Source organism: Niallia sp. XMNu-256, from assembly GCF_036670015.1.
Classification (GTDB): domain Bacteria; phylum Bacillota; class Bacilli; order Bacillales; family Cytobacillaceae; genus Bacillus_BD.
The window spans coordinates 450,103-463,805 of the sequence record NZ_CP137636.1 but is presented as its reverse complement, the minus strand read 5'-3'; the positions used below and the strand labels follow the sequence as shown (position 1 = coordinate 463,805).

At 37.2% G+C, this 13,703-nt stretch carries 11 protein-coding genes and 1 pseudogene; 6 read left to right on the top strand and 6 right to left on the bottom strand.

What is annotated here, in order from left to right; all coding sequences use genetic code 11:
• Positions 1-148: 148 nt before the first annotated feature.
• The gene (locus R4Z10_RS02330; RefSeq protein ID WP_338471630.1) at positions 149-2,416 is read right to left on the bottom strand and encodes an ATP-binding cassette domain-containing protein; all 2,268 of its coding nucleotides are present in this window, start codon (positions 2,414-2,416) and stop codon (positions 149-151) included.
• A gap of 99 nt (positions 2,417-2,515) precedes the next feature.
• The gene (locus R4Z10_RS02325; protein ID WP_338471629.1) at positions 2,516-2,983 is read right to left on the bottom strand and encodes a hypothetical protein; all 468 of its coding nucleotides are present in this window, start codon (positions 2,981-2,983) and stop codon (positions 2,516-2,518) included.
• Positions 2,984-3,395: 412 nt separating this feature from the next.
• On the opposite strand from R4Z10_RS02325, the gene R4Z10_RS02320 reads away from it, so the two are divergent.
• The 4 genes and pseudogenes from R4Z10_RS02320 to R4Z10_RS02305 all read left to right on the top strand — a co-directional run bounded on the left by R4Z10_RS02320 (position 3,396) and on the right by R4Z10_RS02305 (position 6,272).
• Positions 3,396-5,255: a heavy metal translocating P-type ATPase gene (locus R4Z10_RS02320; RefSeq protein WP_338471628.1), complete on the top strand. Its 1,860-nt coding sequence runs from the start codon at positions 3,396-3,398 to the stop codon at positions 5,253-5,255.
• A 184-nt stretch (positions 5,256-5,439) separates the two neighbouring features.
• Positions 5,440-5,673 (top strand): heavy-metal-associated domain-containing protein, encoded by a 234-nt coding sequence (locus tag R4Z10_RS02315; RefSeq protein WP_338471627.1) that lies wholly within the window; start codon positions 5,440-5,442, stop codon positions 5,671-5,673.
• 39 nt (positions 5,674-5,712) lie between these two features.
• Complete coding sequence (locus R4Z10_RS02310) at positions 5,713-6,021, top strand: iron-sulfur cluster repair di-iron protein, ric (protein ID WP_338471626.1); 309 nt, start codon at positions 5,713-5,715, stop codon at positions 6,019-6,021.
• Between the two features lie 64 nt (positions 6,022-6,085).
• A pseudogene (locus R4Z10_RS02305) lies at positions 6,086-6,272 on the top strand (metal-binding protein).
• Positions 6,273-6,639: 367 nt separating this feature from the next.
• Here R4Z10_RS02305 and R4Z10_RS02300 read toward each other — a convergent pair.
• On the bottom strand, positions 6,640-7,608 hold the full coding sequence (locus R4Z10_RS02300) for a tRNA-dihydrouridine synthase (RefSeq protein WP_338471625.1): 969 nt from the start codon (positions 7,606-7,608) through the stop codon (positions 6,640-6,642).
• A 594-nt stretch (positions 7,609-8,202) separates the two neighbouring features.
• On the opposite strand from R4Z10_RS02300, the gene gltS reads away from it, so the two are divergent.
• The gene (gene gltS, locus R4Z10_RS02295) at positions 8,203-9,414 is read left to right on the top strand and encodes a sodium/glutamate symporter (RefSeq protein WP_338471624.1); all 1,212 of its coding nucleotides are present in this window, start codon (positions 8,203-8,205) and stop codon (positions 9,412-9,414) included.
• 328 nt (positions 9,415-9,742) lie between these two features.
• On the opposite strand, the gene R4Z10_RS02290 is transcribed toward gltS, so the two are convergent.
• A complete protein-coding gene (locus tag R4Z10_RS02290; protein WP_338471623.1) occupies positions 9,743-9,898 on the bottom strand; it encodes a DUF1540 domain-containing protein in 156 nt (51 codons plus the stop codon).
• 209 nt (positions 9,899-10,107) lie between these two features.
• The gene (locus tag R4Z10_RS02285; protein WP_338471622.1) at positions 10,108-10,494 is read right to left on the bottom strand and encodes a hypothetical protein; all 387 of its coding nucleotides are present in this window, start codon (positions 10,492-10,494) and stop codon (positions 10,108-10,110) included.
• Between the two features lie 760 nt (positions 10,495-11,254).
• On the opposite strand from R4Z10_RS02285, the gene R4Z10_RS02280 reads away from it, so the two are divergent.
• Positions 11,255-12,109, top strand: coding sequence for a YsnF/AvaK domain-containing protein (locus R4Z10_RS02280; RefSeq protein ID WP_338471621.1), 855 nt, complete (start codon positions 11,255-11,257; stop codon positions 12,107-12,109).
• A 173-nt stretch (positions 12,110-12,282) separates the two neighbouring features.
• Here the strand turns inward: R4Z10_RS02280 and R4Z10_RS02275 are convergent, their stop codons facing one another.
• Entirely contained in the window at positions 12,283-12,966 is a 684-nt protein-coding gene (locus tag R4Z10_RS02275; RefSeq protein WP_338471620.1) for an MgtC/SapB family protein, read from the bottom strand.
• Positions 12,967-13,703 lie beyond the last annotated feature (737 nt).

Here is a 13,703-nt window from a genome sequence, read left to right as displayed (position 1 = left end):
TTTTTGTTAAAGTTAAATAGTGTTAGAGTGTTTTTAACTCCAAAAATTGGTTCTAATTTTTTGTACTTTATTTTGCATATATTCACTCCTTGTCACAGGGACGTCCCGAAATACCTCGAAGTTTGTCGGAATTATTGACCCACTTGAACTAAACCTCTGCCCTCTTTAACCATTTCGCCGTTAATGTCTCTGCGTGTAACATTTCTTCTGGTGTGCCTGCAAATATGATGTGTCCACCTTGTTTTCCTCCTCCTGGGCCCAATTCGATCACCCAGTCGCTCGCCGCTATAAAGTCTAAATTATGTTCGATGATGATGACAGAGTTACCTCTGTTTACAAGGTTTTGAAATACGTCTAATAGCTTTTCGTTATCCTCAGTGTGCAGCCCTAACGATGGCTCGTCTAATAGATAGATTTGTCCTTCTTTTTGCAAATGACTTGCAAGTTTTAGACGTTGTACTTCTCCTCCGCTTAGTGAGCTTGTCGTCTGTCCTAAAGTTAGATAGCCTAATCCTACTTCTTTTAACGTCTGCACTCTTTTTATGATCTTTGGTATTTTAAAATAATGAATGGCTTCGTCGATCGTTAATTCTAAAATTTCTACGATATTTTTATCTTGATATCGATAGGAAAGCGCTTCTTCTGAGTATCTTGTACCGCCACATGCTTCACAGGGAATTGTTACTGGATCTGCAAAGGCTACATCTGGCTTTAGGACGCCTTTTCCTTTGCAGGTCGGACATGCACCTATAGAGTTAAAACTAAACAAACCTGCTGGTTGTCCTGTTTCTCTTGAAAAGATGGAGCGAATATCATCCATGATTCCCATATAGGTTGCAAGTGTCGAACGATTAGAGATCCCAATACTGCCTTGTCCTACTGTTATTGTTTCTGGATACTTATCTGTGAACGCCTCTAACATTAAGGAACTTTTACCCGAACCCGATACTCCACATATAGAGACTAAGACATGTTTAGGGATATGTACGTTTACATTTTTTAAGTTATTGTTACTTGCTTGGTTAATGATAAAGTTTCCTTTTATCTCCCTTGAATGGTTATTTACTTTTAGCTTGTGATTAAGGGCTGTTGCCGTGGGAGAGTTTTTTATTCCTTCTATTGTTCCTTGATAAACAACTTCTCCTCCATTTACACCAGCTCCAGGTCCCATTTCAATGATTTGATCGGCTGCTTTTATGACCGCGAGATTGTGCTCAATTACAATTACTGTATTATGTTGATCCTTTAACCTTTTTAACATCCCTATTAACATATCCACTTCTTCAGGATGAAGTCCCGCACTTGGTTCGTCGAAAATGTATGTAAGATTGTTTAAACTGCTCCCTAAATGACGCGCAATTTTTACCCTTTGAGCTTCCCCACTTGACAGAGTGCCCATTTTTCTAGATAAACTCAAATATCCTAGCCCCATGGTGACTAGTTGATTGATAGGTGGGATGGCTTGTTGGGCGATAGATTGCCCCATCGGATCGTTTATTTTCTTTAGTTCTTCTAGAATCTCCGGAAGTTCTAATTGATCGTATTCCGCAATATTCAGACCATTTATTCTGCATTCTAATACCTTTGGGTTCAGGCCTGAACCATGGCAAGTTAGGCATAAGGATTTAGTTGTTACGGCCAAGACATCATCCTCGGATACTTCTCTTAGCTTCGAAATATCCCGATTGATATAAAGGCGCGTAAATCTGGGCAGCAAACCATCCCATTCATGTGGCTGGGGTCCATTTTTTGTGTGGAATGGCGCATAAACTTTTTCACCACCTTGAGGGCCATATAATAACAGTTGAAGTTTTTCTTCTGGATAGTCTTTTATCGGTTGCTCTGGATCGAATAATCCGCCAGTCATCATCCATCTCCCTTGCCAACCAGAAGGCGACAATGGCTTAAATTTTACAGCATAATCTCGGAGGGACTTTTCAAAATCTATCATCTTATTTAAGTCTGGTGCAATGACCTCTCCATATCCACTACATTCTGGACATCTGCCAAAGGAGCTTTGGCTTGAAAAGTCAGTGGCAGAACCAATTGGTGGATCTCCTATTCTTGAGAATAAGAGTCGAATTAAAGGATGGATATCCATATATGTGCCAACTGTTGAACGGGAATTGCCGCCTATTGCTCTTTGTTCAACCACAATGACCGGACTTAAGTTTTGCATAAGATCGGCTTGGGGCCTTTCGTACCTTGGCATTTGATTTCTGACATAGGAAGGATAGTTCAATGTCATTTGTCTTCTACTTTCGATTGCTAATGTATCAAAAACGACCGAGCTCTTTCCTGAGCCTGAAAGACCAGTAAATACAACGATTTTTTCCTTAGGGATATTTAAATCTACATTTTTTAAATTATGTTCTTTAAGTCCTCGTAAAATAATTTCATCTTTTATTTCTGACATTTTGTCATCCTCCTTTCTGGGTGTGACGACCCGAAAGCCTTTCTTTACAAGAAAATAAATTGCAATGCCTTTATTCTTCTCTGCTTGCGTTTACCCATGTTACAAAATCAATCCTTTTTTCTTGGCTTTTACATCTAGTCTCGCACCAATAGCTAGGCCAATCCCAATTCCAAGAGAGATCCCAATTGCCGTATTATTATTTAGTAAAGCCTGACCCAGTCCAACACCTAATCCCAAACCAATGGACGTATAAACACTCAAATAAAATCCATTTGTTACCAACTTATGCTGTTTCATTAGATGAGAACTGATAAATCCTAATAATCGTCTATGTTGTTTATAATTGTGTGTTTCACGCGCTTTTGACTGATCTGTTAGTTCAATGATCTGTTCTCCCAAATCAAGAAAATGTTGATTACATACTACACAATCGGATGAAAAGGAACTTAACCTTCGAATGATTCGATTGCATTTATCTAATTCAAGTTTTGCAGCAACTTTCTCATCAACTGTTCCTCTCAAATCTTTTAAAATCATTGAAAGATGATCAACCCGTTGATTTTTCATTATTCACTCTCCCTTAAGTTGAAATTTTGCCTAATCCATATTTCTAATAATCTTAACATATTAAATTAGCTAATCGGATTTGCAGGTCAGATATTTTAGGCTCGCTTAATAAAACAGCTAACCTTTAGTTAAGTGAAAGTCCTCGCAAATCAAATAGGTTATAAAACACAGTTATGAGTTATGTTCTTAATAACTTTACAACTTGATTTCGGTCAATTCTTATCAACCCAAAACACTCTATACTGAAAGTGTAAAGAAGATATGGATAAACAAATTAACTAACATCTTAAAAACGTAAAGGAGAAATAAACCATGGTGAAAACAAATGATGTAACTTGATTCGAATCAATTTTTATATTTTCAAAGCATCCTATACTAGCATTATGAACAAAAATGTTTGGAGGGATTCAAAATGCAAAGGTTTATATTAAGTAAGAAGAACCCTATTACACTCATTAGTGCCATTTTAATTGCGCTTGGATTTTTTGGCCGATTTGCTTTAGAAAACATGGTAATCTTCAATTGGTCGCTCATCATCGCCTCCATTCTTGGAGTAGCACCGATTGCTATACAAGCCTATCAGGCATTAAAGGTAAAAGTTGTCAGTATCGATGTATTAGTTACCATTGCGGTTATTGGAGCATTATTGATTCAAAACTATGAAGAATCAGCGATCGTTACCTTCTTATTCTTATTCGGTTCTTACTTGGAACAACGTACCTTAAACAAAACCCGCTCCGCTATTAAAGAATTAACTGAGATGGCACCAGAAAGTGCTTTGAAACAAATGGAAAATGGAGAATTTGAAGAAGTTGACGTCGATGAGGTGGACGAAGGGGATATTTTGTTAGTTAAAACTGGTTCTAAAGTCCCTGTTGATGGAACCGTGTTGACTGGTGAAGGTCACATCAATGAAGCAAGTATAACTGGTGAATCTGTGCCCGTAAGCAAAAAGGCAGATTCTGAAGTATTCGCAGGAACCATCTTAGAAAATGGAACCATTCAAATTCGAGCCGACCGTGTCGGGGAAGACACTACTTTTGGTAGAATTATCGAATTAGTTGAAGAGGCTCAAGATTCAAAGTCAGAAGCAGAACGGTTTATTGATCGGTTCTCAAAATACTATACACCAGCCGTTTTAGTCCTGGCTTTTATCATTTGGATGTTCACAAAAGATATTGAACTAGCAATCACAATTCTTGTATTAGGGTGCCCTGGAGCATTAGTGATCGGCGTTCCTGTATCCAATGTTGCTGGTATCGGAAACGGTGCACGTAATGGCGTACTCTTAAAAGGTAGTGAAGTTATCAATGACTTTAGCAAAGTAGATACAATTGTTTTTGATAAAACAGGAACATTGACAGTAGGAAATCCCGAAGTTGCAGAAAAAGAATTCTATGGAAATAATTCGGAGGAAATACTAGGATACTTAGCTAGTGTAGAACGTGAGTCAGACCACCCACTGGCAAAGGCCGTCCTAAAGGACATTGGTGAGACAACTTTCTCTGCTGTAGAAGAAACCGAGGTTGTTAAAGGTGGAGGAATTGTCGCAAAGGTTAATGGTCATCGTATAGCCGTTGGTAACGTAGCTTTAATGGAAAAGGAAAAGGTAGAATTAAACGAAAAGGCCATGAAAGACGTCAAACGTTTTGAAAAGAACGGAAACTCTCTTGTCCTAACTGCAGTTGATGGAGAATTAAAAGTTCTAATGGGTATTCGGGATATAATCCGCCCGGGCGTAAAACAAGATCTTCAAAAACTGAAAAAACTAGGCGTGAAAAACCTGGTCGTCCTCTCAGGAGACAACCAAGGAACCGTTGATTTAGTTGCTCGTGAACTCGGTTTAACAGAAGCGTATGGTCATATGTTACCTGAAGGAAAATCTGCTTATATTGAAAAAATGCAAGCAGAAGGTCAAATTGTCGCCTTTGTCGGTGACGGGGTTAATGACAGTCCTTCCTTAGCCTTAGCGGATATCGGTATTGCCATGGGAAGTGGAACAGACGTTGCGATTGAAACATCCGATGTCGTCTTGATGAACTCTGACTTCAGCCGCTTGCCACACGCATTAGGTTTGACAAAGTCAACTGCTAGAAACATGAAACAAAACATCTTCATTGCAGTAGGTGTAGTATTGGTCTTGCTCGCAAGCTTACTATTTAGTGAGTGGATGAACATGTCAATTGGGATGTTGGTACACGAGGCAAGTATTCTAGTAGTTATCTTAAATGGCATGAGATTGTTGAAATACCGTTTAAGAGGTAAATTCTAAAAGGAGAGCTATGAAAAAGAACGGGGGAAAATTAAATTCTTACGTACAAACCACTTCCCCTACTTTTTTATAAAACTTGATTTCTATCAATTTTAGTTCGTTAAAACTAAGCTACACTTAAATTGTAAAGAGAAAAAGAAAGAACAAACAAAGCCTAATAGATATGGGAAAGGGGAAATCAATTATGCAAAAAGCAGTCATTCAATTAGAAACATTATCTTGTCCATCATGTATGCAAAAAATTGAAAATGCCGTAAAAGGGGTGAAAGGGATCCATCAAGATAGCGTAAAAGTATTATTTAATGCAAGCAAAGTAAGATTGGATTTTGATTCAAATACAGTAGCTATTGACGATATTGAAAAAGCCATCGAAAACTTAGGCTATGAGGTCCTCAAATCAAAAGTAAGATCTGCCTAAAACTCAGATACAAAAAATGACTCAAGAAAGAGGGAAACAATGATGTCAGTCCAAAATAGAACTTTTAACGAAGTGGCAACAAACTATCTTGAAAAATTAGATTTATTTACTCATGCCATTACGCGGGCTCATGGTAAAAGTCATCCAGAAGCTTTTGAAGTACGTGAATTATTTACAAAAATCAGCGAAAAAGTAAAAATCGGACACGTAAACAAACCAGACTTGGATGCTGAATTTACTCAATTACGTATAATCACAGACAACTATAAAGTTCCTGGGGATGTATGTGAAACGTATGAAACCACATATACTATGTTATCAGAATTAGACAAAGCTTACCAAGCTTGAGAAAAAAGGGAAAAACCTTACAAAACCTACCATTCAACTAGACACACTCTTTTGTCCATCCTGTATGCAAAAAATTGAGAATGCAGTAAAAAACTAAACGGCGGCGTTGCAGAGGATACGTAAAAGTATGATTCAACTCAAGGAAAGTAAAAACGGATTTCCATTCAAACATGGTCGCAATCGAAGATATCGAAATGGCTATTGAAGACCTTGGGTATTCTGTCCTCAAAACGAAAGTAAAGCCTGCCTAAGAAACATAGGAAAAGTTCTGAACTTCACTAAAAGTTAATAAACTACTTGTAAGGCATGGATTCAGTAATGAACTGGACTCATGCCTTTTAACTTTACCTTCAAGTATGTTCTGACCTTTCTAGGGGTTACCTTTTTAAAACAAAGTCCCTGTGACGACCCGAATATGGGAAAGATGCCGTTTAGGCTAGTACACAAGGTTGAAAATATTAAAAAAACATCATTGTTATACAATGCTATAGAGCATAACAATGATGTTTTTTAAAATTGTATCGTTACTGTTTTATCCTTAGCACGAAATAAAGGGCTAATAGACCTAACCAATCCTCTTAGGCTCTGTATCATTAAATGGGTTTTTAATTGCTATAATTAATCCTCTTCAATCACAATGTGATCGAGCATTTCCCGCACTTCATCCGTTGATTTTGTGCTCATCAGTTGATGTCTTAATTCACTCGCGCCCCGGAAACCTTTGACATAAATCTTAAAAAAGCGTTGGAGAGGAGGAAATGAACGCGGCTCCATTTCTTTTGAATATTGATCATGAAGATCAAGCTGCAACCTCAAGAGATCAAGCAATTCCTTACTGCTATGTTCTTTTGGCTCTTTTTCAAAGGCAAATGGATTTTTAAAAATACCGCGCCCGATCATAATTCCATCCACACCATATTGTTCAGCGAGCTTCATGCCAACTTGCCGATCAGGAATATCTCCGTTAATGGTTAAAAGGGTATCGGGTGCGATCGCGTCACGAAGTTTCTTAATCTCCGGAATCAGTTCCCAATGGGCAGCAACTTTGCTCATTTCCTCTCTTGTACGAAGATGAACCGATAGATTAACAATGTCCTGTTTCAATAAATGAGTCAGCCAATCGCGCCATTCGTCTACATCTGTATAACCAAGCCTTGTTTTTACACTAACAGGCAACCCTCCTGCTTTTGCTGCTTGAATTATATCTGCCGCAACTTCTGGACGTTGAATGAGTCCGGCTCCCTTCCCGTTCGACGCCACATTAGGTACAGGACAACCCATATTGATATCAATCCCCCGAAACCCAAGTTTCTCCATCCCAATACTCATTTGCCGAAAATATTCAGGTTTATCACCCCAAATATGGGCCACAATGGGTTGTTCATCCTCTGTGAAAGTCAAACGCCCACGCACACTTTGCTGTCCCTCTGGATGACAATAACTCTCAGTGTTTGCAAACTCTGTAAAAAATACATCAGGTCTAGCCGCTTTACTTACTACATGACGGAAAACAACATCCGTCACATCTTCCATTGGGGCGAGTATAAAAAATGGTCTAGGTAAATCATTCCAAAAATTATCTTTCATATTCAAATCCTTTCTTCAAAACCTAAGTCCCTGGGACGACCCGAAAAATCCCGAATATCCTCGAAAATTCGGGTTCTAATTAAATTTATATTAATCATCATAATTTATTTCATACATTTTATCCATTTCTGTACGAAAATAAGGCAATCCCCACAAATTTTCCTGTGACCCCTCGATAAATCTTGTTTCAACAATCAACTTGCATAACTAATTAAAACTAATCCTACGATTAAGTTCAAGTTTAAATTTTTATCCTAAATGGTAGTTACATCCAAGTATTATTTCAAGGTTTTAAAACTAGTTTCGCCACACATTCCACACTGCTTAATTACTAAATACAGACTTATTAATATAGTAGAGTTCGCCTCAATTATTAAATGAAATTCTACACTTAAATGTATTATATTAAACATGTCTATCTTAACAATAATTTTATAAAATAGAGACACTTGCTAAAAACACCTTTGATAGTTCATAATTATAAGTATTGCTCATTTATCTTAATCTACTAGGTTTTTAGAATGCTAACTTTTTATTAACCCATCATTGTTCATCAATGAAAAAATAACATCATAAATAAATTGGAGGAAATATATGTTTGAATTACAACTAGATATGTATCAGACTGTAGGTTTAGCTGCGATTATTTTTTGGATAGGAAATTTTTTAATTAAGAAAAGTGCCTTTTTAAGTAAATATTATATTCCTGCACCATTGGTTGGCGGGCTCTTATTTGCAATACTTAACACAATCCTTACTGCAAGCGGAACAATGACCATTTCATTAGACAGTACATTACAGTCCATCTTAATGACCGTTTTTTTCACGACTGTTGGATTTTCTGCTAGTATCCCCCTTATTAGACGGGGTGGAAAACTAATTGTACTGATTCTATTTGTCTCGGTTGTTGTCCTGACAATTCAAAATCTGATTGGGACAAGTATTGCCTCACTATTTGGGATTGATCCTAGACTAGGTGTCGGAGTTGGCTCGATCGCACTTATGGGTGGGCCTGGTACAGCTGCTGCATTTGGTGCTACGATGGAAAGCCCCATTTACGGTGTTGAAGGTGCGACTGCCGTGAGTCTAGCTGCCGCAACCTTTGGACTCGTGGCAGGTAGCTTGTTAGGTGGACCAACGATGCGCAAACGGATAAGTCAGCTCGAACGGAAGAAGCAAATTGCTATGACTGAAGTCGCTGCTGCGAAAGAAAAAGGGGCAGAAACATTAGAAGAAGATACATTTAAAACAAATAGTTCACGTTTCGTCAATGCAGGGATGTTACTTGCGCTAGCTTTAGGGACAGGCGTCATCGTATCTGAACTTTTAGCGTCTACTGGGATTACATTCCCTGGATATATGGGAGCCTTAGTGATGGGGGCTGTCATACGAAATATTGTTGAGCTAACAGGCCACCAGCATCCAGATTATGAATTACACACGATTAGTGAAGTGTCTCTTTCCTTATTCCTTGCCATGGCTATGATGGGACTAGAACTATGGGTATTAGCCGATTTGGCGATTCCAATCATTGTGATTCTCATTGCCCAAGTGATATTTATGTTTATATTTAGTTATTTTATCTTATTCAATATATTGGGTAAAAGTTATGATGCAACCGTTCAGACTGTTGGTTTCATTGGCTATGCAATGGGTTCAACGTCTAATGCAATGGCAAACATGCAGACAATCACAAGAAAATACGGTCCTTCTCCAGCTGCTTATATAGCTATTCCAATCGGTGGGACCTTCTCAGATTTCTTCAACGCCATCATCATTACCGGGTTTTTAAACTATTTTACTTAAAACAAGGTCACTGGGACGACCCGAAAAATCTCGAAAAGACTCGAATTTTCTTGTTTCACATGCCTTACGCAAAAGAACCCAATAATGGGTTCTTTTTGTTTTTTGTGCCTGGAAGTGCTGTTTATCATTCCGCTCTGGCATTTGTAAACCTCTTTGATAACTGTATAAAAATCATTGCAGGATCAAAAAAAGGACTGAGGGCTCATGAACCCAAGATTCATAGAGCACTCAATCCTTTTTCTAGTAACGGGAAAGTGTATGAGTTATTAAGGCTCAATATTTCGTATACAGCTTTTTCCCTCTAGTTTCACTCGTTTTGGAAAGCCTATTAACACTCTTCAAAAGTTTTGCAAGCCGTTTCGTCGACACTAGCAGCCTCTTCCCTACCATTTAAACCAACCACATAGATCGAATCAGCAACGCACTGGTCACCTTTTTCCCAATACTTACAATTCTCAACATTGCATTTTACCTCTAATCTCATGATTTGGTACCTCCTTTAAAAATATTTAATTATTCAATACCCTCTGAACATTTTCTCAAACCCTTTGTCACTCACAAAAAAACTGCACCATAATTGTTAGTTTGCGTCTAACAATTATGGTGCAGTTAAAGTTGGCCTTGTTCAGTTATTAATCTTTTAATAAGCTTACAACTCAAATCCTTGAATCTTCTTTGATAATAACTGTTTTTTTATGAAACCTCTTCGTATTCAAAGTAAGTAGATAATTTACCCTGAATATGCTTTTCCCAATTCTCAAACGGTGCATCTACCTCACTTAATAATGAATAAGCATTAATCCAAGCTTTCATTTCAGCGTTGATTCTATATTGTTTATTTGTTTTCCAAGAATCATAATCAAGCGTTCCGTCTAAGTAATCTAACAAATGGCCCATTTCGTGAGCTAATGCGTACATCGTATCTAAATCCGCCAATGGTGGGATATAAATTATTCGATCAGGTGTAAAACAAATTCTCTTATCATGTGTTAAAACTACTTTACATCCCAGAGATTCAGCTTTATCTATTAAATCGTTCATTTTCGAAACGATATCAAATCTACCACTTAGAGTTCTCATTCATTCTCCTCTTTCTTATTAAATTACCAGCAATCTAAGTTGCAGTAACAGAAGAGATCAATAGCGATAACTGTACCTAGTCCTATTTCTTCTCTTCTTAAAAAGACATGGTATTTAACTATATGTCTTAAGCGTCCATAAAAGAATAAAAAACAAAAAAAAACATGCGACAAACTACATCCCATTAACTCTAAAAACAAAAAATATCCTTTTTCTAACGATCGATAGATTTCTGTGAAATAATTTACCAGCTGTATAAGGAATTTTCTTCCTCCAAACTGAGACCAAACCTATCACCATTAGAAAGTCAACAATTATTACAAGTTAATTACAATTTTACTAAACCTTCTCTAGAATAACAATATTTTTTCCAAAAAAAGTTAATTATTACTTTCATTTTTCATAATTTGTTCATATAATAGAGGTTTTTGATCTCTTTCAAAAAGAGTTTAAACGATAAGGGTATGCCTATGATATAAACTTTTCACTTTTTTACTTCCTATTGAAAAAACGGAATCTATTATCTTTACCAAGATGAGAACAACCCTTTATTTAATTAACTAAGAAGTTTTTTCTTTAGATTTTTCCATAAAAAGTTCAAAATCATTTCGTAAGACTATCCCTACTCATCATGCTCCTCCCAAATCGTAAAGGTTTTTATTAAAAAAATATTACAATCTTCAACGAAAGTTTCAGAACAAAAGTTGCGGGTATACATGATATAGCAAATCTTAACAAGATTCTAGAGGAGGTTTCCATAATGAATGAGAGTAAAAAGATTATTGGTGTTTTTCAAAATCAAGCAGAATTGTTGTCAAAAATTGAGGAGTTAACATTAAAAGGCTACTCCCAAGATGATATTTATGTCATTACAAAGGATGACGAAGCCCCTTCCATCCTGCGTGGTCGTGTAGATGTGGAAGTACAGTCGGCAAATCGCTCATGGAGTGATCGGTTTATATCATTCCTAACAGGTGAAGATCCTGTACGCGAAAAATTCCGTATGATAGGGTTTACGGATGTAGAATCTGAAAGATATTATAATGAAATAGAAAATGGCGGCTATCTTTTATACGTCGATCAAGAATACAATGACCTAAATACAGATCTGACAGCAACTGATCTGACAGGAACCAATCTAACAGAGGAAGAAAAATTACGCCTTCATGAAGAGCGTCTGAATGTAAATAAAGAGCGTGTCAAGACGGGTGAAATGCGCGTAGATAAAGAAGTTGTAGAAGAAAACCAAGTATTGGAAGTTCCTGTTGAGCGTGAGGAAGTATATGTTGAACGCCGACCTGTGGAGGACAACAACAATATACATCTAGAAGACGACGTATTCGATAAAACTGCCCGTCCGTTCAAAGATGGTGAAACGATTCGTGTTCCGATTACAGAAGAGCGAGTGGAAGTAACGAAAAAACCAGTTGTCTCTGAAGAAGTCGTCATTGGCAAACGAAAAACTCAGGACACTGAAACAGTCCGGGAAACCGTACTTCGTGAAAAAGCGAATATTCATGAAGAGAATGAAACTTTAAAAGAGCAGGATCGTGAACTGGAAGCAGCATTTTATGAGGAGCTCAATCGTAAAGACGACAAAAAGAGAGGGTGTTAATCCCTCCAAGTCCTGTAACGACCGGAAACGTTCCGAATAACCTCGGAAGTTCCTGTTTCACATGTCAAAAACCCAAAGAACCCAATATCGAATTGGGTTCTTTGGGTTTTTGTGCCTTTTTTGGTACCTAGTACGACCCGCATTATTTTCCACCTGCGCGGATTCATGCCTTCTTATTTCCCTTCGACCTCTGCCGATATAACACCGTCAATTTTCTTAACATCTTCATAGACATCTGTAATGTATCGCCTTTTATCAATCATGGCTTCTAAAACCATATTTTTCGACTCGTTCTCAGAATCTTTCACACGAACATGTTTCGTTGTAACTTTAAGTGCTTTTAATTCTTTTAATAACTTTGTTAAATCAGCATCATGGCGTAAACGAATTTTGAGTCGAATTTGTTGTTGTTGCATTTTCCTTGGAAGAATCCACTCCATCAACCACGGGATTACTTGGACGGCAATAAGCACTAAAACTACTCCTACTACAGCTTCTATGTAAAAACCAGCTCCAACCGCAATCCCTATTCCTGCCGCAGCCCAAATAATGGCAGCCGTTGTAAGCCCTGAAATCACTTCATTGGACCTTCTAAGAATAACCCCCGCCCCTAAGAAACCGATTCCTGACACGATTTGAGCCGCAAGTCTTAGCGGGTCCATCGGCCGAATATACTCTTCCGCATATCGGTAACTGGATTCAATCGATACAACCGTTAATAAACAGGCGGCAACACTGATAACGACAGATGTCTTCATGCCGACTGGTTTATGTTTAACTTCCCGTTCAATCCCTAACAACAACCCAAGCAATGCTGCAATCCCTAATTTTATTAATAAAACTGTGTCTATCACCATCGATACCACCCTTTCTTATTTAGTATTATTAATTTCCAGTAAGGCATTATTCCCATAAAAATTCCCGTCCATTTTTCTATGTTTTAATTGGAATTGCTACAATTACTTCTTTACACTTTGTGATTCAGAAATGAACGACTTAACTTTATTACCAAGTTTTTTTGTTCTATCAAGTATATCCTAAAAAATCAAACTCTTCAGTTAGGAACCGAATTTTTGGGAATTTCTATATATATTCTCTCCATAATATAATCTATCAGCAATTTTGAACAATTTTTTGAATATTTTTATCTGCTTCCGATACTTTCTGGTGCCTGGCACGAAATCCTAATAGCAAAGCGCAATGTTCAATATGGTCGACAAGTTTGAAATATCCTGATCCCTTTCAATATAAATCGTTGAGCACTCAAGATAAGCATTTCCCTGCTAAACCCTCTTTCGTCTGTCCATTTCTTCTTCTTAAGTTCTCAATTACTAATCCTATAATCTATCAAAAGAATTACTCTTTTTAAGACTATTACATAATTTATGGGAAAATAAATGAACGTAACGCGTCAATCAAAAGTTTGGAAAGGACAAAACATTTTTTTGATTAGATTTATTAACTAACTTAGAAGCTCTTTTTTATAGGCTGTTTTCGTATAAATTGTGGTTAATAGACAAAATAGGATTTTGAAACCTCAAAAAAAGAGGAAAAATAAATAAAACTAAGAGAAGTGTGGTATAAATGTTATTAT